Source organism: Sinorhizobium sojae CCBAU 05684 (genome assembly GCF_002288525.1).
Classification (GTDB): Bacteria; Pseudomonadota; Alphaproteobacteria; order Rhizobiales; family Rhizobiaceae; genus Sinorhizobium; species Sinorhizobium sojae.
Map to the genome: position 1 here is coordinate 1,575,893 of NZ_CP023067.1, position 22,920 is coordinate 1,598,812.

Here is a 22,920-nt window from a genome sequence, read left to right on the forward strand (position 1 = left end):
AGCGAATTGTCAGGGTAGACCAGGATGGCGCCGCTGCACAGCCATAGCCGCTAACGGACAAAAAAGCCCCTCCCGTCGCGGGAGGGGCTAAAGAGGGCCGATTACCGGGAAAATGGTCGGCCCGTTGGGAGGATATATCTTACGATATCAGTACGCCGCCCCACCTGACTATTGGCGTTGGGGACGGTACGAGTGTCAAAGAGGAGGAGATAGCATGTACCCAAGTCCAAGGGCTCCTATACCTGCCGTTCCCGCGCACGAAGCCAACGGGCTATTTACACAACGGACCTGGCCCCGACGCCTGACAGGAGCGAACTACCGGAAAGACCCGCCCTAGAAAGCGGTGCAAGCCCGTAGTCAGCAGCGTCTTAAGGGTCCCGTTTCTGGTTGAAGTTTTCGCCAACGTCACCGCGCGGCAGCGCAGAACGGATGCAATTCAGCAGGTCCTGCTCCCCAAACGGTTTTGCGAGATACCCGACGATGTCCGGCCCCCATCCACGCAGATGCGCATTCTGGTTTGGATGAGCCGTCATTACCACGGTCGGAATGTTCTCGCCCATCGAGAGAAGTCGGTGGTGCAGTTCGAGTCCGCTCATTCCGGGCATATGGATGTCCGTCACCAGGCACGTCGTGCGGCGGAGATCGGGAGACCTCAAGAAATCATCCGCCGATGAAAAAGCCTCGGCGTCAAATCCCACCGACCTCATGAGCCCCTTGATGGCCTCGCGCATCGCCTCGTCGTCGTCGACGATCGCAATTTGTGGTCTTGTGGTTGGCACTACCGCCTCCCGAATTCGCCAACAGAGTCGTCTCGATCTCTGGCTGCGGCTGGTTGCGGCGATGCGTGGCCTATCGGTGTCACAGATGTTCTTCGCCCGGTTGGTGGTGCTGTGGTGGCAACAATCCCGCCAGAACTCATCGACTGTTTCAGTATGAAATGGGCGATTTGGGGCACGATCTGGGCGCGAAAGCGGGAACCGTTGAATACGCCGTAATGACCAACCCCATTTTGGAGATGGTAGGCCTTCTTGTGCGGCGGCAGGTTGGGCGTGAGTTCGAGGGCCGCTCTTGTCTGACCGATGCCGGTGATGTCGTCCTTCTCACCCTCGACGACCATGATGGCACAGTGCCGAATGGCGCTCAGGTCGACGCGTTTCCCGCGATGGATCATGTCGCCCTTGGGCAAGGCATGGCGGAGGAAGACTTGTTCCACCGTCTGCAGATAGAACTCGGCAGTCAGGTCCATGACAGCCAGGTATTCGTTGTAGAAGTCGCGATGCTTCTCAGCCGCGTCGCCGTCGCCGTCGACGAGATGCTTGAACATCTCGTAGTGGGCGCTGATATGCCGGTCGATATTCATCGCAACGAAACTGGAGAGCTGCATAAACCCCGGATAGACGTCGCGCCGGGAACCCGGATAGGTCTGCGGTACCTTTGAGATGCAGTGCCTCCTGAACCAATCGATGCCGCGCGTCTCGGCGAGCCGGTTCACCTCCGTTGGAGAGTGGCGCGTGTCGACCGGCCCGGCGATGAGCGTCATTGAACGCGGCGCTAGCGGAACGTTGCCGGCCTCCATGGAGGCGATGGCTGCGAGCACCGGCACGGAGGCTTGGCAGACCGCCAGAATGTGGAGGTCGGGCCCGAGCGAATGGAACATCGAAATGAGGTAATCGATGTAATCGTTGAGATCGAATCGCCCGTGTGACAGCGGCACATGGCGCGCGTCGGCCCAGTCGGTGATGAAGACCTGATGGGTAGGTAGGAAGGCCTCGACCGTGCCACGCAGGAGGGTAGCGAAATGGCCCGACATCGGGGCAACCAACAGGAGCTTCGGTTGCGGCTTCGTTTCCCCGAGCTTCCGATCGAACGCGATCACCCGGCCGAAGGGGCGTTCCCAGGCGACGCGTTCGCTCACTCCGACCTGCTGGCCATCAATGAGCGTGCTTGTAAGTCCGAACGCGGGCTTGTTGTAGCGCCGCGTCGTCCCCTCGAAGAGCTGACAGGCAGCGGCGATGGTCCGCCCGTAGGACGTTCCAGCGAAAGGGTTGATCGGGTCCTCGAAGAAGCGCTTCATGCCCCGCGTGGTTGCCCGTGCCGGCGTGACCAACCAATGTGCCGCTTCATACCAGAGATAGGCGGGATTGGAGAGGACATGGCTCATCGAAAACTCCTGTGCGTGGAATGCGAGAACCACCGTTGATCGGCAGTTCTTGTGTCCATTGCTTTTGCCGGAAGCGGTCTGGGGCTATCGACCAGATTTGCCGCTTGTCCCGACCAGAGTAATCCGGTGAGCCCTTCCCTTCGATTGTACGTAACGTTCAGCGGCACGGCTAAAGGCTTGCAATACCTATACCTTCGTCTAATAATGTGTGCCGTATTCGGTCGGTAGAGCGTCGCCAGTCCTGGCCTCGTGCCGCCCACAAGGTATGCGGATCGGGTCCGTGAAGCAGCCGCCAGAGACGTGAGCGCGGGAAAAGCGTCTTACCAGACGCTTGCTTTGAATCGCCGCATGTCTTTGTCCTGAAACCGAGGTCGGTTAAGGAGGCATGAGGAGGCGCAAGATGCTCGGAGGGGCAGCCCGCTCATCTCGTACTGGCAGCGAAGAAGACCCGTCTCGACACCGGCGAAGGAAGCGGAGTGTTCACATTGCGTCACAGGCACCGTGCTGGTTGGCCGTCCCTTAACACTCCCTCGACGGGTACCGATGGGGCATGCCCCCGCAGAGAATCTAACATCATGGGTCGACAATGACCGAGACGCCAGGAACTGTCCCAGGAACCGTCATTGTCATCGATGATGATCCGGCGATCCGCGAGGCGCTGGGCAGTCTGCTGCGTTCCGTCGGATTCTCCGTTCGTCTCCTCGCTTCTGTGGGCGACTTCCTCAAATCCGGGCGACCCGACAGCCCGACCTGTCTCGTGCTCGATGTCCGGCTGCCGGGACAAAGCGGTCTGGATTTCCAGCTCGAGCTATCTCGCGAGAATATTCAGCTACCGATCGTCTTCATCACCGGGCACGGCGACATCCCCATGTCCGTCCAAGCGATGAAGGGGGGCGCGGTCGAGTTTCTGACGAAGCCGTTCCGCGATCAGGATTTACTCGACGCCGTTCACGTCGGCCTGGCGCGCGACCGCGCATGGCTTGACAATGAAAAGGCAATGGCGACGCTGCGCACGCGTTTCGACAGTCTGACGCCGCGGGAGCGCGAGGTGATGGCGTTGGTGGTGACCGGACGGCTCAACAAGCAGATTGCCGGCGATCTGGGCGTGAGCGAGATTACCGTGAAGGTTCACCGCAGCCAGGTCATGCAGAAGATGCGTGCTTCGTCCTTACCCGAACTCGCCCGCATGGCGGACAAGTTGCAGGTCTCGGCTGGGAAACCGGTATAGGCAGGATCATGCCCGCGTGTAGCCCACCTCCTTCACCTTGGTACCCAACTCTTCTTCCGTGCCAATATGGTCAGATGGGCAAGGTTCACCATCATCTCCTCCCAATGGGCTGGCCCTCCTCCCAACAAAGGTCTCTTTAAGTCCTCTCCCACGGGGAGGGTTGGCTAATGTCGCAGGAAATGACGTCGCCAGACTACATCGTCGTGTGGTAAGGATCTTTTGTTTTCGCTCCGGCAAGGCTGGGCGGACGAATGTGTGCCATGTTGCTGACAATCTGTCGGGAACGCTAATTTGTTTACCGAGTCGAGCGGTTGAACCCATCCTCTCGATTCGGCGCTGATGGAGATAGCCGTTGGAGGTCCTGTGGGAGGACGGCGAACGCGTGCTGTGCCGCGCACGGCGTCGGGGTGTGAGCGGCCGGTGGAACCCTGTGCTGACCGTGCTCCCCGCCGGCGAGCACCCGCCTCCCTCAAGCCTCGCCCGCCTCGCCCACGAATATGAACTGAAGGACGATCTGGACGGTTCATGGGCCGTGCGGCCGCTGGAGTTCGTACGCGATGGCGGCCGGACCATGCTGGTGCTCGAGGACCCCGGCGGTGAGCCGCTCGCCCGATTACTCGACGGCCCGATGGATATCGACGATTTCTTGCGCATCGCCATCGGCCTCGCTGCGGCTCTGCGTAAGGTCCATCAGCGCGGTCTCGTTCACAAGGACATCAACCCGGCCAATATTCTGGTGAACGGCGGGGGTGATGACGTGCGGCTGATCGGCTTTGGCATTGCCTCTCGCGTCTCCCGCCTGCGGCGGTCACCCGACCCACCCGAGACCATTACGGGAACCCTCGCTTACATGGCACCGGAGCAGACCGGCCGTATGAACCGGACGGTCGACTCTCGCAGCGATTTCTACGCGCTCGGCGTCACCTTTTATCAGATGCTCACGGGCGCACTGCCGTTTGCGGCTGACGATCCGATGGAATGGGTGCATTGCCACATTGCCAGGAAGCCCTTGCCGCCTGCGGAGCGTGTGAAGGCGGTCCCCAGCGTCCTCTCCGCGATCACCATGAAGCTGCTCTCAAAAACCGCAGAGCAGCGCTACCAGACCGCCGGCGGTCTGGAGCACGACCTGCGGCGCTGCCTCATGGCTTGGGAGGCTATAGGCCGCATCCATGACTTCCCCCTCGGCGAACACGACACGCCGGACCAGCTTCTGGTTCCTGAAACGCTGTACGGACGCGAGCGGGAGATCAAGACCCTGCTCGCCGCCTTCGATCGCATCGCAGAGGGTGGCGCCCCGGAGTTGGTGCTGGTATCCGGCTACTCCGGAATTGGCAAATCCGCCGTCGTCCGCGAGTTGGACAAGGTGCTCGTGCCGCCTCGCGGACTATTCGCCTCGGGCAAATTCGACCAATACAAGCAAGACATACCATATAACAGTTTGGCGCAGGCACTGCAGGAACTGATCAGGCCGCTGCTGGGCAAGAGCGAGGCCGAACTGGCTCCCTGGCGCGAGGCCTTCGGCGAGGCGCTCGACCCGAACGGTCAGCTTATGGTGACACTCGTCCCTGAGCTCGAGCTGCTTCTGGGCCCGCAGCCGCCTTTGCCCGAGCTGCCGCCGCAGGGCGCGCAGCGCCGCTTCCACATGGTATTCTGCCGGCTGCTTGGTGTATTCGCTCGGCCGGAACGCCCGCTGGTGCTGTTCCTCGACGACCTGCAGTGGCTTGATGCTGCGACGCTCGACCTGCTTGAGTACGTGATTACCCAGACCGAGTTGCGCCATCTGCTGCTGATTGGAGCCTACCGAGACAATGAGGTCAAGCCCGCACACCCGCTCATGCGGCGGCTGGCGGCCGTCCGCAGTAGGAGCCGACCTGTGCGGGAGATTGTGCTGGCGCCGCTCGGCCTCGAGGATCTCGGCCGGCTTGTCGCGGATGCCCTGCACTGCACGCCAGCCCGGTCCGCGCCTCTGGCCCGGCTGGTGCACGAAAAGACCGCCGGCAATCCCTTCTTCACCATTCAGTTCCTCACCGCGTTGGCCGAGGAAGGGCTGGTGGCCTTCGACCATCAGCAGGCACGCTGGTCCTGGGACCTCGATGGCATTCACGCCAAGGGTTACACGGACAATGTTGTTGACCTTTTGCTGGGCAAATTGCGCCGTCTCCCCGATGCGACCCGGGAGGCCCTGCAGCAGTTGGCCTGCCTTGGAAACGTTGGCGAGATCGCCACCCTCAGCCAGGTTCTGGGCGAGAGCGAGGCGGTGCTCGTCGCAGCACTGCTGGAGGCGGAGCGAGCCGGGTTGGTGTTCCGGAAGGATGGAGCCTATCACTTTCTGCATGATCGCGTTCGGGAGGCAGGTTACGCGCTCATACCGGAAGGCAACCGGGCCGCTGCGCATCTCGCCATCGGCCGACGGCTGGCCGCGATCACGCCGCCGGCCGCGGTCGAGGAGCGCGTCTTCGAGATCGTCGGCCACCTAAACCGCGGCGCCGCGCTGATCGCATCGAGCGACGAACGGGAGCGCTTGGCCGAACTGAACTTGATCGCCGGCAGGCGCGCCAAAGCCTCCACTGCCTACGCCTCGGCGCTGACTTATCTCACCGCGGGGCTAGCATTACTGTCGGCTAAGGGCTGGGAGCGCCGATACCAACTCACCTTCGCGCTGGAACTGCACCGGGCCGAGTGCGAATTCCTTACCGGTGCGTTGGGGGGAGCGGAGGCGCACCTGGCTGAACTCGCACGCCGCGCCACCAGTCTGCCGGACTCGGCAACCGTGACCCGGTTGCAAGTAGACCTTTTCATGACCCTCGCTCGCAGCGACCGCGCGGTGGCAGTCGGCCTCGATTACCTGCGCCGCGTCGGCGTCGCATGGTCGCCGCATCCGACGAACGACGATGTCCGGCAGGAATACGCGCGGCTGTGGCGGCAACTCGGCGACCGTTCGGTCGACGCGTTGATTGATCTGCCCCGGATGACCGATCCGGTCGCGTGCGCGACGATGGATGTCCTCACCTCCCTCGTGTCGCCGGCCCTGTTCACCGACGAGAATCTGCGCTGCCTCGTCATCGGTCGCATGGGGAATCTCAGCCTGGAGCACGGCAACAGCGACGCGTCGTGCTACGCCTACACCGCGGTGGGCAACGTGCTGGGGTTGTTTTTCGGCGACTACAAGGCTGCATTCCGCTTCGGTGAGCTTGGGCTCGATATGGCGGAGCGGAGTGGAGTGGACCGCCTCAAGGCCCGCGTCTACCTAGCCTTCGGAAACCTTGCGAAACCGTCCCTGCAGCATTTCACCACGGGCCGCCCGCTCGCACGCCATGCCTTCGACGTGGCACTGCGGGCCGGTGATCCGACCTACGCGGCCTTCAGCTGCAACAATATCCTCACCCAGCTACTGGCCATCGGCAACCCGCTTGCCGAAGTGCAGCGCGAAGCGGAGGCCGGACTCGACTTCGCGCGCCAGTCGAAGTTCGGGCTCGTCGTCGACCTCATAACTGCTCAGTTCGGGCTTGTCCGAACTCTCCAGGGCAAAACCGCAATATTTGGCTCCTTCAACGGTGGCGGCTTCGACGAGGCTCGGTTCGAGCAGCATCTGGACGAGGATCCACGCCTGTCGATCGCCGCCTGCCTGTACTGGATCCGTAAGCTACAGGCACGCCTGTTCGCCGGCGACTATGCCGCCGCCGCGTCCGCGGCGACAGAAGCAGAACGACTGCTCTGGATGTCGCCAGCCATTTTTGAGAGGGCGGAGTATCATCTATATGCTGCATTGGCGCGGGCCGCCCTCTATGACTCGGCCCCGGCTGCGGCGCGCGCTGACCATACCAAGGCCTTGGCCGTCCACCAACGCCGGCTCCAGGAGTGGGCAGAACACTGCCCGGAAAACTTCGCGAGCCGCGCCGCGCTAGTCGGCGCCGAGATCGCCCGCCTCAAACGGCGGCGCCTTGAGGCCGAGCGCCTCTACGACCAGGCCATCCGCTCTGCCCGCCACAACGGTTTGATTCACAACGAGGCGCTGGCTTGCGAACTGGCCGGGCGTTACTACGCGGCCAGTGGCTTGGAGATCAATTCCCGTGCCCTTCTGCGACGGGCCCGGCAGTGCTACCTGAGTTGGGGGGCTGACGCCAAGGTCGAGCAGATCGATGCATTGTATCCGCACTTGGGGGAGGACGAGACCGCACCTGCTCCGACGAGATCGATCGGAGCACCGATCGAACGGCTTGATCTCGCCACCGTGATCAAGGTGTCGCAAGCCGTCTCGGGCGAGATCGTCCTCGAAAAGCTGATTGAAACGGTCTTGCGCACCGCTATTGAGCAGGCGGGAGCCGAGCGCGGCCTGTTGATCTTGTCGCATGGCGGTGAAGCACGGATCACGGCGGAGGCGACGACCTGCGGCGACACGGTCGTTGTGCAGTCCTGCGACGGGCTCGTGACAGCGGAGACACTGCCGGTCACCGTCCTTCATTATGTATTGCGCACAAAGGAGAGCGTGGTTCTCGGTGACGCTACGGCTCAGAACCCATTTTCGGCGGACCCGTACATCCGTCAACAACAAGCGCGTTCCGTTCTCTGCCTGCCGTTGCTCAACCAGGGTCAGTTGACCGGAGTGCTCTATCTCGAGAACAACCTCGCGCCTCGGATCTTCGCGTCGGCCCGAATTGCGGTGCTGAAGCTGCTCGCGTCACAGGCAGCGATATCCTTGGAAAACTCCAGATTGTACCGGGATCGCGCAGAAAGCGAAGCCAAAATCCGTCGCCTAGTCGACGCCAACATCATCGGAATCGTTCTCTGGAATACCGAAGGTCGAATTCTTGAAGCCAATGACGCTTTTCTCCGTATCGTTGGATATGACCGGGAGGATCTTGCCTCAGGTCGGCTATGCTGGACGGGCCTGACGCCGGTCGAATGGAGCGACCGCGATGCACGGACCCACGCGGAGCTGGAGATGATCGGGGCAGTCCAACCGTTCGAGAAAGAGTATTTTCGGAAAGATGGCAGCCGCGTACCGGTCCTGATCGGCGGCGCAATTTTCGAGGAACGTAGCGACGAAGGTGTCTCTTTCGTGCTCGATCTGACGGAGCGCCGGCGGGCGGAAGAGGCGCTACGCGAGAGCGAGCAAGCCCTGCGCGAGGCGCAGGGGCAACTGGCGCACGCAAACCGCGTCGCCACGATGGGACAGCTCACAGCCTCTATCGCCCATGAAGTCAACCAACCGATCGCCGCGTCGGTTACCAACGCCCAGGCCGCCCTGCGCTGGCTGGGCGCCCATCCGCCCAATCTGGAGGAGGTGGCACAGGCGCTCGGCCGGATCGTGGGAAACGCCAACCGAGCCGGAGAAGTGATCGGTCGGATCCGCGCCTTGGTCAAGAAGGAACCGCCTTTGAAGGTGCAGTTCGACCTCAATGAAGCCGTGAGCCACGTGATCGCCCTGTCTCACGGCGAAGTACGCCGACAGGCAGTCTCGCTGCGGAGCGAGTTCTCAACTAGCCTGCCGTACGTGAAAGGAGATCGCGTTCAATTGCAGCAGGTGATCCTAAATCTGATCATGAACGCCATCGAGGCGATGAGCGAGATCGATGAAGGAGAGCGCGAGCTGCGGATCAGCACCGAAACAGAGACTTCAGGAGATGTGACTGTTAGGATACGGGACACGGGTCCTGGGGTGGATCCGCTGGGTATGGACCGCGTGTTTGAGGCCTTTTACACCACCAAATCCAGCGGCATGGGCATGGGACTGTCGATTTGCCGTTCGATCATCGAAGCTCACGGTGGACGGTTGTGGGTTAGCGCGAATGAACCTCGCGGGGCCGTGTTTCAGTTCACCCTACCTGTCGACCGGGATGAAATCGCAGGCGAGGAGTATCCCGCCCAAACGGCAGTGTCGGGAACTACAGCACCGCCCGTCTTGTAGGACGCGCAAAAGTCGCTGTAGCACTTTGAATTTCCGCATGCCTTTACCCTTAAATCGAGGTCGATTAAGGAGACATGCAGTAGGGCCAAACGGCTGGCCGAACCCCCTTGCAGTGTAGATCCTTCGAGGAAGGGAGACGGCCGGGTGGCCGGATTGAATTCGCCACTATCACGTGGGGTCATCGGGCCCGATGACGAAGGAGGAGACCATGGGCATCCACAAATACTCTCTGCTGGGCGGCGCTTTCGCGCTTGCGTGCGTCTTAGGTTTATACGCTCCGGCCCAGGCGGAGGACGTGACGATCACCGTCTGGTCGCAGGATCGAGACGTTCGGCCGGCGCCGAACCTGGTTGCCGACTACAACAAGCTTAATACGGGCATCAAAGTCGAGTACCGGGAGGTTCCGTTTGACGATCTGGTCAACGAGGCGCTGCGTGCGTATTCCACTGGCCAGGCTCCGGATATCATCGCGGTTGACAATCCGGAACACGCGCTCTTCGCCTCGCGCGGGGCCTTTCTCGACCTGACCGATATGATCGCGAAGTCTACGGTGATCAAGCCGGAAAACTACTTCCCCGGCCCGCTCGCCTCCACCATGTGGAAAGACAGGCATTATGGCGTTCCCAAGGCGACGAATACGATCGCGCTCTACTACAACAAGGACATGTTCAAAGCGAAGGGCCTTGATCCCGACAGGCCGCCACAGACATGGGCCGAACTGGTGGACGCCGCCCGAAAGCTGACGGATCCGGCTGCCAATGTCTACGGCATAGCCTTTTCGGCCAAGGCGAGCGAGGAGGGCACGTTCCAGTTCCTCCCCTGGGCTCAGATGGCCGGTGCCACCTACGAGAACATCAACACCGATGGCGCGGTCAAAGCGCTCGAACTCTGGAAAACGTTTCTTGACGAGAGGCTTGCTTCCCCGGATACGCTGACGCGCGGTCAGTCGGACTCGACCGGCACCTTCAATTCGGGAAACGCGGCCATGGCAATTTCCGGCCCCTGGGAGCTCGACCGCATGGTTGCCGAAGCAAAGTTCGACTGGGGCGTGACGTTGCTGCCGGTGCCGGAAGAGGGAGCCGAACGGTCCTCTTCCATGGGCGACTTCAACTGGGCGATCTTCTCCAGCACGAAGCATCCTGACGAGGCTTTCAAGGTGCTGGAATATTTCGTCTCCCAGGATGACCGCATGTTCGGGGATTTCGGCCTGCTCCCGGCCCGAGCCGATATCGCTGTCGCAGAGACCGGCCAGCCGCTCAAGGATGCAGCGCTCAAGGTCTTTGTCGAGCAGCTCAAATACGCCAAGCCTCGGGGGCCGCATCCTGAATGGCCGAAGATCTCCAAGGCAATCCAGGATGCCATTCAATCGGCACTTACCGGTCAGATGTCTTCCAAGGAAGCGCTTGATCAGGCAGCGAAAAAGATCAAGGCCGTGCTCGGCTGAAAAAGAAAAATGTTCGCAGCGAAGGTGGGCGTCCATGAAGGGGATCTTGTCCAGTATCGTCGATGGCAAGGGATTCGACATTGCGCTCGTTGCGCTACCGCTCACCTTCCTGGTTACCCTTTCCGGACTGCCGCTCATCTACAACGTATTGATGAGTTTTCAGCAAGTGGACCTGTTCAGCCTGGGAACCTTCTGGCGACCCTTCGTAGGCCTCAAGAATTACGCCGAACTCTTCGCGCAGCCGGAAACCTGGCCGATCTTCGCCAACACGGCCATATTCGTCGTCTCATCCATTGTCGGCCAGTTCCTGATCGGTTTCGGGCTGGCCCTCTTCTTCTGGACAAATTTTCCGGGCGCCAGCTGGCTGCGTGGCCTTTTCCTGGTTTCCTGGGTGATGCCGGGTCTCGTCGTCGGGGCGATCTGGAACTGGATTCTCTCGGGTGACTTCGGCGTCCTGAATTTCCTCTTGCGCGAAAGTGGCCTGACCAATGGCAATATCTTCTGGCGATCTGACCCGAACTACTCACTGTGGGGAGTAATCGTCGCGAATATCTGGTTCGGAACTTCCTTTAACATGATCCTTCTGTCGGTCGGCCTGTCGGCCATTCCATCCGACCTCTATGAAGCCGCAGAACTTGACGGTGCGAATGCGTGGCAGCGTTTCCGGACCATCACCCTGCCGATGATGCGCTCCTCGATCGGTGCGCTCATGGCGCTCGGGCTCATCTTCACGCTGCAGCAGTTCGATCTCTTCGCAGCCATTACCAACGGCGGACCGAACAACTCCTCCAATGTCGCCCAGTACTGGGCCTGGGAACTGTCCTTCCGCCAGTACGACTTCGCCAAGGGCGCGACGGTCTCCGTTATCATGATCGTATTCGTGATCCTCGCCTCGATCGTTTATGTCCGATCGACGCGCCATGAGGTGCGACGATGAGGCACCCCTTCCGGGAAAAGCTGATGCTGGCGGTGGCGCTTGTGTTCACTGCCATCTACCTGTTCCCGCTTTACTGGATGTACGTCACCGCGCTTAAATCCGGCTCGGCGATATTCGCAAGTCCTCCGGCTTTCTGGCCGGCCGACCCCCAGTGGCATATCTATGCCGAGGTCTGGCAGAGCCGCAACATGGGCCGCTACATCTGGAACTCGCTGGTCATTGCTTTCGGTGCCGTCGCCATGATCTCTGTACTTGGCGTCGGTTGTGCCTATGTGCTGGCCCGCTACCGAAATGGCTGGGTGGATGTCACGCTCTTCCTCATTCTCATGCTGCAGGTCCTACCCGCATCGCTGATGATCACGCCGATCTTCGTCGGTTTCTCACAGACCGGCCTGCTCGAGTACCCTCGTCTCGCGGTTACCCTGGCGATCGCCGCCAAGAGTATGCCCTTCTTCGTCGTGCTGGTGCGCACGGCCTTCCTGAGCGTTCCGCAGGAGTTGGAGGAGGCGGGACTTGTGGACGGAGATTCTCGCGTCGGAGCGTTTTTCCGTATCGCCCTGCCGCTCGCCCGGAACGGCATCGTGGTCAGCGCCCTCTTGATCTTCATGCAAGCCTTCGGCGAGTTCGTCTATTCAAGGTCCATAATCCAGAGGGCCGAGTTGCAACCGGCCAGCATCGGGCTCAACAGCTTCATGGGGCCTAACACCAACGAATGGAATGGCATCATGGCCTATGCCACCATCTATGTAACCCCCATACTGGTCGCCTTCGTTCTCCTGCAGCGGGGCATCATCTCCGGCCTCACCTCGGGCGCCTTGAGGTAATCTCCATCGAGAACTCAGATCGTGCGGTATTCCCGGTCCACATAAATGAGTGGCGGCTGCGTCTCACCTATCCTGACGTCAACCACTTCGCCGAAGAGGATCGCATGGGTCGCCATGATCTTGATCTCGATGAGACGGCAGTCGAAGGCGACGATGGCATCCGTGAGAATGGGAGCGCCGGTCGCAAGCTGCGTCCAGCGAGCCAGTGCGAAGCGTCGTTCCATCTCGAGCTGGTCCCGGCCGGAAAATGCGTGCGCCAGCGCGCGATGCTGTGCCCCCAGCACATTCAGCGCGAAGCTGCCGCTGCGCGAAAAGATGTCGTTGCGCGGATTGGCGGCATTGAGGCAGGCAAGCACCATCGGCGGGTCGTCCGAGACCGAGCATGAGGCGGTGATCGTGACGCCCCGCCGTTCGGTGCCGTCGGCGGCGGTAATCAACTGCACTTGCGCGGACATGCGACTCATAGCGTCGCGGTAAGCTATCGGGTCCAGCCGGGTCTTCTCCAACACATCTCGCTCCGGATCGGTCTCGCTCATACATAGACTGTCAGACGAAATATGAAACCCGGCGGCCGGAGATTCTTGCCGATCAGCGCACCGACATGACGCAGACGGCAATGACGCGGCCCTTGCGCATCGCCCCGATAATCGGAACCGATTTTTCGGAAAGCTCGATGCGCAGATTCAAAGAGTCTCGGCGACCTTTGCGCGTCTGAAGAGTAGCGCGGCGCTGTAGGCGATCTTTTCCTTTGACGAGCGGGGCGTCTGCCTTAAAACATGGCATGCGACAGCAGGAAAAAAGCATGCCGAAATCAATCGTTACGAGCCTTTTCATCGCGGGGCTGATGCTGGCGTCACCGGCACTCTCCGCAGGGCTGAAACTGGCGGTCGTCGCCCCCATCGACGGCCCCTTTGCGACGCTCGGAAGGCAAATCATGGACGGCGCCGCCTTCCAAGCCGGTGAGCGGGGAAGCGAAGTCGTCGCGATCGGCGAAAGCTGCGAACCCGCCGGCGGCGACGAATTGGCCAAGGCGCTGCTGGCGAGCGGCGCGGAGGCTGCGATCGGCTTTCTCTGCACCGAGGGCCTGGAAGCGGTACTCCCGGCGCTTGCCGAAGCCGGCATGCCCGCCATCACACTCAGCGTGCGCTCGGACATCCTCATGGAGGATGCGCTGAAGAAGAAGTGGCCGCTCTATCGCCTCGCTCCGAGCGGCAAGGCCGAGGCAAGGGCAATCATCGACGCGATCGTTGCGAATTGGAGGGACAAGCCGCTCGCGCTCATCGACGACGGCACCATTCACAGCCGCGAGCTCGTCGAGGCCGTGCGCAATGCGCTTGCCGAAATCGGGATCACCCCCGTCTTCACCGACACCTATCGTCCGGCACAGGAGCAGCAGGTCAGTCTCGTCCGCCGTCTGGCCAAGAGCGGCGCAACCCATGTCTTCACCGGCGGCGATCGCAACGACACGGCGATCATAGCGCGGGATGCCAAGGCCGAGAACATTCCGATCACGCTCATGGGCGGCGATGTCCTGTACGCGGCCGACCTCAATGTGCCGCTCGAGAACGGCGTGTTGGCCGTTACAATCCCCGATGCGTCACGGTCGCAGGAGGCCGCCCCGGTCGTCAAGGCGATGCGTGCCGCGGGCCTGGAGCCGGATGGCTACGTCCTGCCGGCTTTTGCCGCGGTATCGCTCCTCGAACAGGCGAAGGACCAGGCAGAGGAGGATGACAGCGCCCTTTCGGATGCTCTCATGAAGGGGCCCTATCCGACGGTGTTGGGACCGATCCGCTTCAACAGCGCCCACGAGCGCGTCCAAAGCCCCTACAAGCTGATGCAATGGCAAGACGGCCGCTTCGTGGACGCCGCGAATCCGGGCAATGGCGGATGATGCGCAGAGGAGAGAGCAACGCGATAACGGACGTCGCGGGCTTGCTCGTCGGCAATGCCGATGACCAGCGCCTGAAATCGGGCGTCACAGCGGTGCTCTGCGATCCGCCTGCGACCGCGGCCATAGCTGTGCTCGGCGGCGCCCCCGGCACGCGTGAAACGGACCTGCTCGCCCCTCACAATACGGTACAGACGGTCGATGCGGTCGTGCTCTCCGGTGGCTCCGCCTTCGGCCTCGATGCCGCGTCCGGCGTCCAGGCGGCACTTCGCGATCTGGGCCGCGGCTTTCCTGTGGGCTCGCTGCGCATCCCGATCGTCCCGGCAGCGATCCTTTTCGATCTGATGAATGGCGGGGACAAGGACTGGGGACGGTTCTCCCCCTATCGCGAACTCGGCTACGAGGCGGCTCGGGCTGCCGCCAGCAGCTTTGCGACGGGCAGTGCCGGCGCCGGCGCCGGTGCACTGACGGCAACCTTCAAGGGCGGCCTCGGTTCGGCATCGACCGTGCTTGCGAACGGCATTACCGTCGGCGCTCTTGTTGCCGTCAACGCCTTGGGATCCGCTACGATTGGGGGGACGCGCCATTTCTGGGCCGCTCCCTTCGAACTGGACGGCGAATTCGGCGGCATCGGCATGCCCTCCCCCTGGCCTGGGGACGCGATGCTGCCACGGCTCAAATTCCGCGAGGCGCCGGCCGCGCCCGTCAACACCACCATCGCCGTCATTGCCACCGATGCGGTTCTCACCAAGGCCGAGGCCAAACGACTGGCGATTTCCGCCCATGACGGCTTTTCGCGAGCGCTCTGGCCGTCGCACACGCCGCTCGACGGCGACCTCGTCTTCGCGCTGTCGACGGGCGCCGGCGGCAAGAAGCCGCTTCTCGAGGATTTCATCGATCTCGGCGTCGCCGCCGCTGCCACGATGGCGCGGGCGATCGCGCGCGGCGTCCACGACGCCGCGCCTGCGGAGAATGACGTCAAGCCCGCCTGGTCGCAGGCGTCGGCATAGCCGGCCATCACCTTCCCATGTTGTTTGCACTGCCGCGGGATGCTATGGCGCGCAAAAGAGCGGAGGCTGTTCATGATCCACCCCATTCGCATTGCCCCATCCATCCTGGCGGCCGACTTTTCAAAACTTGGCCAGGAGGTGCGCGACGTCGTCGATGCCGGCGCCGACTGGGTTCACCTGGACGTGATGGACGGCCATTTCGTGCCGAATATCACTTTCGGACCGGACGTCATCAAGTCGCTGCGCCCCTACACGGACGCGACCTTCGATTGCCATCTGATGATCGCGCCGGCCGATCCCTTCCTCGAAGCCTTCGCCAAGGCTGGTTGCGATATCCTGACCGTGCATGCCGAAGCCGGACCGCATCTGCATCGGTCACTGCAGACCGTCAGGGCACTTGGCAAGAAGGCCGGCGTCTCGCTCAATCCGGCGACGCCGGAAAGCACGATCGAATATGTGCTCGATGCCGTCGACCTGATTCTGGTGATGACGGTCAATCCGGGTTTCGGCGGCCAGAAGTTCATCGCCGAGATGGAAGAGAAGATCCGACGGATCAAGGCGATGGTCGGAGATCGCCCGATCGAGATAGAGGTCGATGGCGGCGTCACACCGGACACGGCTGGCGCTGTGGCGAGGGCCGGCTCCAACGTCCTGGTTGCCGGTTCGGCGGTCTTCAAGGGCGGCTCCGTCGAGGCCTATCGCGGCGCCATTGCCGCCATCCGCGCGGCGGCGGAGACCGGTCGCGGATGAGTTGGCGGTCGGCGATTGCGGCTCCGCTCCTGACGGTAACGGCGATGGCCACGTCTCCGGCCGTCGCCGGTGACTATGCCGGCTTTCGACCGATCGGTTTTTCGTCGGACGGAACCGTCTTCGCCTTCGAAGAATATGGCATCGAGGACGGCTCCGGGTTTCCTTATTCGACGATCTACGCCCTCGACACCCGGGCCGACACATTCCTGCCTGGCTCGCCCGTTCGGGCGCGTATCGAAAGCGACGGCGGCAATCTGCCTATGGCCCGGCACGAGGCACGCAGGCGTGCCGCACCGGTGGTCGATGCCTATCGCCTCCCCGACGCGCCCGGCCTGCTTGCCGCCTATAATCCCGTAACGGAAGCGGATGCCGCCGAGCACACGCTCGGCTACTACGCCTTTCCGGCCGATCCGGCGTTTCGAAAGGCCTATGCCTTGCAACTCGAGGAGAAGAGCTTTGCGGCGGAGGGAATCTGCAAGGAGTTCCTGAATGAGGTCAAGGGCTTCCGCCTGGTCATGACCGAAAAGGCCGGCGAGCCCGCCGCCGACGTGCTCCAGGACGACGCCCGCATACCGGAGAGCCGACGCTGTCCGACCGGCTACCGCATCGGCGGTGTCGTCACCCACATCAATGACGACGGCTCGCAAGTGCATGTGGTGATGGTGCTGGTCAAATCGCTCGGCTTCGAGGGGACGACCGACGGCCGCTGGATCGCCGTCCCGACCTGGCCCCGGCGATGACGGACGAGACGCCGGCCAACCGTTCCATCGTCGTGCGCCGTTCGGCCCGCGACCGCATCGTCAGGGCCTTTCCCACGTTCCGGGAAGTCGCGGTCGGCAGCCCCTTCTGGGCCTTCACGATGGCGCTGTCGGCCTGGCATGCCTTGTGGGTGAGCGAGCATGATGCCACGTTTCATCTGCGCGAAATTCTGCTGCTTTACGCACTCGGCGGACTCCTTGCATGGCCGCCTTCGCTGTTCGCCGCCCGCTGGCTTGCTCAGGGCCGCGCCTTCGAAACCCGCCTCGCCGCCTTCCTCCTGTGCCTGATCGCCGGCACGATCGGGGTGACGGGTTGCCTCTTTTCCCTCGATTACCGGGCCTTCTATTCGCAGTGGCACGCCGCACCCGGCACCCGCACATGGCTCCTTCAATTCCTCTTTACATCGGCGTCGGCCTTCTATCAGTTCCTCGTCCTGGGCGTCAGACTTTACCTGCCCGTCGGTGCCAGTGCCCTTGTCCTTGCTAGCCTCTGGCTGGCGCGCTCCGATGGGTCTCAACAGCGTTGAGCTTCCCCGTCATCTTTGCTAGACGCACAGCCATCCTCCACTGACAACGAAAGCACAGAGCCCATGATCCCCCGTTACTCCCGGCCGGAAATGGTGGCCATCTGGTCGCCGGAAACGAAATTCCGCATCTGGTTCGAGATCGAGGCGCACGCCTGCGATGCCCTGGCCGAAATCGGCGTCATCCCCAAGGAGGCGGCAAAGACGATCTGGGAAAAGGGCGGTGCCGCGACCTTCGATGTGGCGCGCATCGACGAGATCGAAGCGGTCACCAAGCATGACGTCATCGCCTTCCTGACGCATCTTGCCGAGTTCGTGGGACCCGACAGCCGCTTCGTGCACCAGGGCATGACCTCCTCGGACGTTCTGGACACCTGCTTCAACGTGCAGCTCGTCCGGGCCACCGATATCCTGCTTGCCGATATGGACAGGCTGCTCGATGCTTTGAAGCGCCGCGCCTTCGAGCACAAGGATACGGTAACGATCGGCCGCTCGCACGGTATCCATGCGGAGCCCACGACGTTCGGCGTCAAACTGGCCCTCGCCTATGCGGAGTTCGACCGCTGCCGGGAGCGTCTGCGCGCCGCCCGCGAAGAAATCGCCACCTGCGCCATTTCCGGCGCCGTCGGGACCTTCGCCAACATCGACCCGCGCGTCGAGGAACATGTGGCAAAGGCGCTTGGCCTGAAGCCGGAGCCGGTCTCGACGCAAGTGATCCCGCGCGATCGCCATGCCATGTATTTTGCCACGCTCGGGGTCATCGCCTCGTCGATCGAACGCCTTGCAACGGAAATCCGCCACCTGCAGCGCACCGAGGTGCTGGAGGCGGAAGAATATTTCTCGCCGGGTCAGAAGGGGTCTTCGGCGATGCCCCACAAGCGCAACCCGGTGCTGACGGAAAACCTGACCGGCCTTGCCCGCATGGTTCGCGCCTTCGTCGTCCCGGCCATGGAGAACGTCGCGCTCTGGCATGAACGCGACATCTCCCACTCTTCGGTGGAACGCATGATCGGACCGGACGCCACCGTGACGCTCGATTTCGCGCTGGCCCGCCTGACCGGGGTCGTCGACAAGCTCGTCGTCTACCCAGAGAACATGATGAAGAATCTCAACAAGTTCCGAGGACTTGTTCATTCACAGCGTATGCTCCTCGCCCTCACCCAGGCCGGAGTTTCGCGCGAAGATGCCTACCGCCTCGTTCAGCGTAATGCGATGAAGGTATGGGAACAGGGCAAGGACTTCCTGGAGGAACTGCTGGCCGACCAGGAAGTGCGCGCGGCGCTCTCCGAGGAGGACATCCGCGAGAAGTTCGACCTCGGCTATCACACCAAACACGTCGATACCATCTTCCGTCGGGTCTTTGGCACGGCCTGATTGTACTCTCAGCCCCGAGACGAAACATATTCGCCTGCATTTGAGCGCTTTTCTCAAATGCGGGCGATTTTTTTAGCGGTGCTTTCAATCTTCGCGTGAAACAAGTTGTGATCTGTCAATTCAGGCTGCGAGGTGTCTATGGCCTTTAGGGATAACGTTCAGCGCCTGTCCCCGCGCGATCAAACCCAGATTACCGGAAAGGTCACGTGCAAGACCGGGTGGACGAACGGCATCGTGAAAGACCTTTCCTCCCAAGGAGTCTGCTTTCAGCTGCTTTTCGACATCGGCGTTCGCAGCGGGCAGGAGGTGACGATCGAGAGCGAGCAACTCGGTCACCTGACTGGCATCGTGCGCTGGTGCCGCGGCGACATGATCGGCGTCAAGCTCAACCTGTCGTCGAACACGGCTGCGCAAATCTCGTCCTATTACAAGTTTTTCCGTGACGTGGAGATGCGGTGGCCGGCCTGAGGCCGGCCACCCTTTTTAGCCTACCGCGCCGTTCGGGCTGGCTCGACCAGCTTGCGATAAAGGTGCCAGGTGGCGTGGCCGAATATCGGAATGATCACGGCAAGGCCGACAAAGATCGGGATCGATCCGATCAGCAGGCCTGCGGCGATGATAAGGCCCCAAGTTGCGACCGGGATGGGGTTCGCAAGCGTCGCCCGGACCGAGGTCTCGATCGCCGCCAGGGCTCCGACGTCCCGGTCGAGCAGCAACGGGAAGGTGACGACGCTGATCGCGAGCACGATCACCGCGAACACGAAGCCCACGGCATTTCCGACGATGATCAGGTTCCAGCCTTCTTCTGTCCCGACGATATTGTTCCAGAACTCGGCGATCGTAGCGGGAGGTGTCGGGCCGAAAATCGTGATGTAAAGCGCCTGGGCGACGAGCAACCAGACGATAAAAATGACAAACAAAAGCCCCGCGACCGCCAAGATGGAGGGAATTGCGGGATGACGGTGCAACCGGAAGACATGCGGCCATCGCGCATCCATGCCGAGCTCACGGCGCCGGCTGATCTCATAAAGAGCAAGCGCCGCAACCGGCCCGATGAGGGCGAAGCCGGAGGCCAGCGGGTAGAGCAAGGGCAGCATGTTGGCGCCCGCGCTCCAGGTCATCAGGACAACACCGGCAACAGGATAGATGAGACATAAAAATACATAATGCGACGGCTTCTCGCGGAAATCCTCGAAGCCGAGACGCAGCGCGTCGAATACATCTGCAATGCCAATCTTTCGTATCTCGGGATGAACAACGTCCGCGTTCGGCCCCGAGAGGACATGGAAGGTTGTCATGGCTCACACTCCTCAACGAACCAGAGCGGCCACGGACTCACGACAGCGACATAAAAAGGGCCGCTGCCAAGCGCGACCGCCGGCTCTGATTATACAGAAAATGCGTGCCCTGTCGCCTGTGCCTTGACTTCAGCGCCTTTCATCGCCAAATCGCGGCCATCATGAAGGTCTCAGACACGCATATCCTCATCGTTCCGGGCTATACCAACTCCGGTCCCGACCATTGGCAGAGCCGCTGGGAGCGCAAGCTCTCGACAGCGCGCCGCGTGGTTCAGGCAGAGTGGTCGAAGCCGGTCAGGGAGGACTGGGTTGCGCGCATGATCCATGAGGTCAACGCCGCGACGAAACCGGTGGTGATCATTGCGCACTCGCTCGGCGTGCCGACGGCGGTCCATGCACTTCCGCACTGCAAGCGGCGAATCGCCGGTGCCTTCCTCGTTGCGCCCCCGGATGTGGACAATTCGAAGATCCGACCGAAACACTTCATGACCTTCGGGCCCTACCCGCGAGACCCTTTGCCCTTCCCCTCGCTGATGATCGCCAGCCGCAACGATCCGTTCGGTTCCTATGACCACGCCGGCGACATCGCGAACGCCTGGGGGTCGCTGCTGATCGACGCCGGCGAGGCGGGCCATATCAATACGGAATCCGGCCATGGTCCGTGGCCGGAAGGATCCATGGTCTTCGCCCAGTTTCTGAGCCGTCTGCAGGCATAGCGCTATTGCAGATTCAAAGAGTTGGAGCGACCTTTGCGCGTCTGTAAAGACTAGCGGCGCTGTAACGACGGTCGTCTGCGCGCACGAATGCGCGGCGACATCAGGCGCCGTTCCGGCGTAGCTCGACTTCCACCGACGGCCCGCTGCGGATCGTCTGATAGACGACGCAATAGCGCTCCGTGAGCTTCAGAAGCTGATCGACCTTCTCCTGCGGCGCATCCGTTTCCAGGTCGAAGAAAAGCCGGATTTGCGAAAAACCGACGGGCGCGTCCTTGTCGACGCCCAGCGTGCCGCGAAAGTCGAGGTCGCCCTCGGCCGAAACCGTGCCGGACTCGAGCGGAATCTCGAGCGCCGTCGCGACCGCCTTCAGGGTAACCCCGGCGCAGGCAACCAGCGCTTCCAGAAGCATGTCGCCAGAGCAGAGTTCGAGACCCGTCCCACCGGTCGCCGGATGCAGGCCCGCCACCGCGAGCGCGCGCCCGGTTTCCACCTTGCAGGCGATGTTCTGGTCGTCGAGCGCGCCATTCGCACGAAGCGTGATATATGCCGCCTCGGGATTGGATCTGTAGCGTTCCTTGATCGGCGCCTGTAAGGCACGCAGCGCGGCGGCATCCATCATCATCATTCTCCTCCGATGTCACGAACACGGTCTCACAGTGCCGTCGGCAACCAAACTCCGCAATGGGTAGATCCCATATCTCGCAGATTGAGCGAAGGAGAACTTCTTCAGCCAGGTGCATCACGCCGACTCAGCTTACATTCCGGGGGGGGCGATGCACCGGAAGCGTTACGATGAAGCAGGCGCCGCCGCCCGGAGGCGATTCATAGCGCACCCTGCCGCCGTGGCGCTCGGCAATCTGGCGCACCAGCGCAAGCCCCAGTCCCCAGCCGCCCGCGGCCTCGCTGCGCCCGGAGGGCCGATAGAACGGCTCGAACACGCGAGCGCTCTCGCTGGCCACGATGCCCGGTCCGTGATCGCGAACGCTCACTTCAACCGTGCCATCCACCAGCGCGACCGTGGCTCTAACAGGCGGGCCGCCGTGACGCAGCGCGTTCTGCATGAGGTTGCGCACGAGCCTGCCGAGCAGGCGCGCGTCGCCCGCGACCGTCGCGGGCGTGCCGGAAACCTCCACCCCATTGCGAGCCCCTTCTTCCGACACCAGGGCGAGCACGTCGACAGCCTCTTGCGCTTCGAGCTTTTCGATATGGTCGAGCCTGCTCGCGAGCAGAATTTCCTCGACCAGCCGGTCAAGTTCGGCGAGGTTGCGGACAATCTCTTCCTTACGGTGCTCCTCCGGCGCCTGCTCAAAAAGGTCGATCGCCATGCGCAGGCGCGCAAGCGGCGAGCGCAACTCATGGCTGGCATTGGCGAGCAGCGCCCGGTGTGAATTGATCAGCCGCTCGACGTGATCGGCGGCCTTGTTGAAGCTTTTCGCCACCGCTGCGACCTCGTCGCGCCCCTCCGCCGGTACGCGGGCCACGAGATCACCCCTGCCCCAGGCATCCACGCCAGCGCGCAGCCGCTCCAGCCTTCGGGTCAGATGACGCACCACCGGATACGCGGCGAGCCCGATAACTCCGGCGATCAATGCCAGATAGGCGAGCGGATTTCGGCCGACCGGGCGGAAGGGCCGCTCCATCCGTGCGGCGACCGCGCGTCCGTCGGGCAGCTCGGTCACCATGGTGTGAAGCTTGCCCCTATCATGGCGCCACGGCCCCTCGCCGATATCGCGTGGAAGCGGCCGGCCGGCGCTCGCGATGAGCCTGCCGCGCCGATCGTAGACGGCAATGTCGGCGTGGAAGGCCCGTGAAAACCGCTCGAGCGTCGCCTCCACCGAGCCCCGGTCCATGTCGGGCGGGATCAGCGCGGTGATGAACCGCGCGCGCTGGCTGTGCCAGCTGGAGTCTTCTTCGCCTTTCCCCAGCCACACAAAGGCCGCGCTGGCGACGGCGACCGCTGCAAGGCTTGCCAGCAGCGTCAGGTAGATTTTCAGGAACAGCCGGCTGCGCATGGCTCTAGGTCTCTGTTTTGATGCATGCCGTTGTCCTAAGCAGGTTCCGCAAAAGTGTGCCACGGTATTGCGATCAGAACCTGCGGCA

General features: G+C 62.3%; 19 protein-coding genes. 13 read left to right on the forward strand and 6 right to left on the reverse strand.

The annotated features are described in order from the left end of the window. Window positions 1-368: 368 nt before the first annotated feature. Both SJ05684_RS07790 and SJ05684_RS07795 read right to left on the reverse strand, forming a co-directional pair. On the reverse strand, window positions 369-779 hold the full coding sequence (locus SJ05684_RS07790; protein ID WP_034854864.1) for a response regulator transcription factor: 411 nt from the start codon (window positions 777-779) through the stop codon (window positions 369-371). Further along, the gene (locus tag SJ05684_RS07795) at window positions 779-2,161 is read right to left on the reverse strand and encodes a polyhydroxyalkanoate depolymerase (protein ID WP_050980014.1); all 1,383 of its coding nucleotides are present in this window, start codon (window positions 2,159-2,161) and stop codon (window positions 779-781) included. The genes SJ05684_RS07790 and SJ05684_RS07795 overlap by 1 nt, the downstream gene beginning before the upstream one ends. Window positions 2,162-2,747: 586 nt before the next feature. On the opposite strand from SJ05684_RS07795, the gene SJ05684_RS07800 reads away from it, so the two are divergent. The 5 genes from SJ05684_RS07800 to SJ05684_RS07820 all read left to right on the forward strand — a co-directional run bounded on the left by SJ05684_RS07800 (window position 2,748) and on the right by SJ05684_RS07820 (window position 12,502). Continuing rightward, window positions 2,748-3,389, forward strand: a complete 642-nt coding sequence (locus SJ05684_RS07800) for a response regulator transcription factor (protein WP_034854865.1) — start codon at window positions 2,748-2,750, stop codon at window positions 3,387-3,389. Window positions 3,390-3,741: 352 nt separating this feature from the next. Beyond that, window positions 3,742-9,297 carry a trifunctional serine/threonine-protein kinase/ATP-binding protein/sensor histidine kinase gene (locus tag SJ05684_RS07805; protein WP_095694231.1) on the forward strand — a complete coding sequence of 1,852 codons (5,556 nt, stop codon included), beginning with the start codon at window positions 3,742-3,744 and terminating at the stop codon, window positions 9,295-9,297. 208 nt (window positions 9,298-9,505) lie between these two features. Further along, window positions 9,506-10,741 (forward strand): ABC transporter substrate-binding protein, encoded by a 1,236-nt coding sequence (locus SJ05684_RS07810; RefSeq protein ID WP_034854867.1) that lies wholly within the window; start codon window positions 9,506-9,508, stop codon window positions 10,739-10,741. 34 nt (window positions 10,742-10,775) lie between these two features. Continuing rightward, window positions 10,776-11,678, forward strand: a complete 903-nt coding sequence (locus SJ05684_RS07815; RefSeq protein WP_034854868.1) for a carbohydrate ABC transporter permease — start codon at window positions 10,776-10,778, stop codon at window positions 11,676-11,678. Then, window positions 11,675-12,502, forward strand: coding sequence for a carbohydrate ABC transporter permease (locus tag SJ05684_RS07820; RefSeq protein WP_095694232.1), 828 nt, complete (start codon window positions 11,675-11,677; stop codon window positions 12,500-12,502). The genes SJ05684_RS07815 and SJ05684_RS07820 overlap by 4 nt, the downstream gene beginning before the upstream one ends. A gap of 14 nt (window positions 12,503-12,516) precedes the next feature. On the opposite strand, the gene SJ05684_RS07825 is transcribed toward SJ05684_RS07820, so the two are convergent. Beyond that, a complete protein-coding gene (locus tag SJ05684_RS07825) occupies window positions 12,517-13,038 on the reverse strand; it encodes a flavin reductase (RefSeq protein ID WP_083846138.1) in 522 nt (173 codons plus the stop codon). A 266-nt stretch (window positions 13,039-13,304) separates the two neighbouring features. On the opposite strand from SJ05684_RS07825, the gene SJ05684_RS07830 reads away from it, so the two are divergent. From SJ05684_RS07830 to SJ05684_RS07860, 7 genes are all read left to right on the forward strand, one after another. Then, complete coding sequence (locus SJ05684_RS07830; protein ID WP_034854871.1) at window positions 13,305-14,393, forward strand: branched-chain amino acid ABC transporter substrate-binding protein; 1,089 nt, start codon at window positions 13,305-13,307, stop codon at window positions 14,391-14,393. After that, a complete protein-coding gene (locus SJ05684_RS07835; RefSeq protein ID WP_034854872.1) occupies window positions 14,390-15,400 on the forward strand; it encodes a P1 family peptidase in 1,011 nt (336 codons plus the stop codon). Before SJ05684_RS07830 ends, SJ05684_RS07835 begins: the two co-directional genes overlap by 4 nt. A gap of 72 nt (window positions 15,401-15,472) precedes the next feature. After that, entirely contained in the window at window positions 15,473-16,150 is a 678-nt protein-coding gene (gene rpe, locus SJ05684_RS07840; protein WP_034854873.1) for a ribulose-phosphate 3-epimerase, read from the forward strand. Continuing rightward, complete coding sequence (locus SJ05684_RS07845; protein ID WP_034854875.1) at window positions 16,147-16,890, forward strand: DUF2259 domain-containing protein; 744 nt, start codon at window positions 16,147-16,149, stop codon at window positions 16,888-16,890. Before rpe ends, SJ05684_RS07845 begins: the two co-directional genes overlap by 4 nt. Beyond that, window positions 16,887-17,435: a hypothetical protein gene (locus SJ05684_RS07850; RefSeq protein ID WP_050980011.1), complete on the forward strand. Its 549-nt coding sequence runs from the start codon at window positions 16,887-16,889 to the stop codon at window positions 17,433-17,435. The genes SJ05684_RS07845 and SJ05684_RS07850 overlap by 4 nt, the downstream gene beginning before the upstream one ends. A 63-nt stretch (window positions 17,436-17,498) precedes the next feature. After that, complete coding sequence (gene purB / locus SJ05684_RS07855) at window positions 17,499-18,806, forward strand: adenylosuccinate lyase (protein ID WP_034854876.1); 1,308 nt, start codon at window positions 17,499-17,501, stop codon at window positions 18,804-18,806. 138 nt (window positions 18,807-18,944) lie between these two features. Next, on the forward strand, window positions 18,945-19,274 hold the full coding sequence (locus tag SJ05684_RS07860; protein ID WP_034854877.1) for a PilZ domain-containing protein: 330 nt from the start codon (window positions 18,945-18,947) through the stop codon (window positions 19,272-19,274). 20 nt (window positions 19,275-19,294) lie between these two features. Here SJ05684_RS07860 and SJ05684_RS07865 read toward each other — a convergent pair whose 3' ends face one another. Beyond that, the gene (locus tag SJ05684_RS07865) at window positions 19,295-20,104 is read right to left on the reverse strand and encodes a DUF2189 domain-containing protein (protein ID WP_034854878.1); all 810 of its coding nucleotides are present in this window, start codon (window positions 20,102-20,104) and stop codon (window positions 19,295-19,297) included. A 161-nt stretch (window positions 20,105-20,265) separates the two neighbouring features. Here SJ05684_RS07865 and SJ05684_RS07870 point away from each other — a divergent pair, with 161 nt between their 5' ends. Then, on the forward strand, window positions 20,266-20,820 hold the full coding sequence (locus SJ05684_RS07870) for an RBBP9/YdeN family alpha/beta hydrolase (RefSeq protein ID WP_034854921.1): 555 nt from the start codon (window positions 20,266-20,268) through the stop codon (window positions 20,818-20,820). Window positions 20,821-20,920: 100 nt separating this feature from the next. Here SJ05684_RS07870 and SJ05684_RS07875 read toward each other — a convergent pair whose 3' ends face one another. Further along, complete coding sequence (locus SJ05684_RS07875; protein ID WP_034854922.1) at window positions 20,921-21,436, reverse strand: OsmC family protein; 516 nt, start codon at window positions 21,434-21,436, stop codon at window positions 20,921-20,923. A gap of 133 nt (window positions 21,437-21,569) precedes the next feature. After that, window positions 21,570-22,832, reverse strand: coding sequence for a sensor histidine kinase (locus tag SJ05684_RS07880; protein WP_034854879.1), 1,263 nt, complete (start codon window positions 22,830-22,832; stop codon window positions 21,570-21,572). Between the last annotated feature and the right edge of the window lie 88 nt (window positions 22,833-22,920).

Coding starts and splice junctions, on each gene's coding strand:
- SJ05684_RS07800 (WP_034854865.1), top strand. CDS start 2,748: ATGACCGAGACGCCAGGAACTGTCCCAGGAACCGTCATTGTCATCGAT.
- SJ05684_RS07865 (WP_034854878.1), bottom strand. CDS start 20,104: ATGACAACCTTCCATGTCCTCTCGGGGCCGAACGCGGACGTTGTTCAT.
- rpe (WP_034854873.1), top strand. CDS start 15,473: ATGATCCACCCCATTCGCATTGCCCCATCCATCCTGGCGGCCGACTTT.
- SJ05684_RS07875 (WP_034854922.1), bottom strand. CDS start 21,436: ATGGATGCCGCCGCGCTGCGTGCCTTACAGGCGCCGATCAAGGAACGC.
- SJ05684_RS07870 (WP_034854921.1), top strand. CDS start 20,266: ATGAAGGTCTCAGACACGCATATCCTCATCGTTCCGGGCTATACCAAC.
- SJ05684_RS07825 (WP_083846138.1), bottom strand. CDS start 13,038: ATGAGCGAGACCGATCCGGAGCGAGATGTGTTGGAGAAGACCCGGCTG.
- SJ05684_RS07830 (WP_034854871.1), top strand. CDS start 13,305: ATGCCGAAATCAATCGTTACGAGCCTTTTCATCGCGGGGCTGATGCTG.
- SJ05684_RS07850 (WP_050980011.1), top strand. CDS start 16,887: ATGACGGACGAGACGCCGGCCAACCGTTCCATCGTCGTGCGCCGTTCG.
- purB (WP_034854876.1), top strand. CDS start 17,499: ATGATCCCCCGTTACTCCCGGCCGGAAATGGTGGCCATCTGGTCGCCG.
- SJ05684_RS07860 (WP_034854877.1), top strand. CDS start 18,945: ATGGCCTTTAGGGATAACGTTCAGCGCCTGTCCCCGCGCGATCAAACC.
- SJ05684_RS07815 (WP_034854868.1), top strand. CDS start 10,776: ATGAAGGGGATCTTGTCCAGTATCGTCGATGGCAAGGGATTCGACATT.
- SJ05684_RS07820 (WP_095694232.1), top strand. CDS start 11,675: ATGAGGCACCCCTTCCGGGAAAAGCTGATGCTGGCGGTGGCGCTTGTG.
- SJ05684_RS07795 (WP_050980014.1), bottom strand. CDS start 2,161: ATGAGCCATGTCCTCTCCAATCCCGCCTATCTCTGGTATGAAGCGGCA.
- SJ05684_RS07835 (WP_034854872.1), top strand. CDS start 14,390: ATGATGCGCAGAGGAGAGAGCAACGCGATAACGGACGTCGCGGGCTTG.
- SJ05684_RS07880 (WP_034854879.1), bottom strand. CDS start 22,832: ATGCGCAGCCGGCTGTTCCTGAAAATCTACCTGACGCTGCTGGCAAGC.
- SJ05684_RS07810 (WP_034854867.1), top strand. CDS start 9,506: ATGGGCATCCACAAATACTCTCTGCTGGGCGGCGCTTTCGCGCTTGCG.
- SJ05684_RS07845 (WP_034854875.1), top strand. CDS start 16,147: ATGAGTTGGCGGTCGGCGATTGCGGCTCCGCTCCTGACGGTAACGGCG.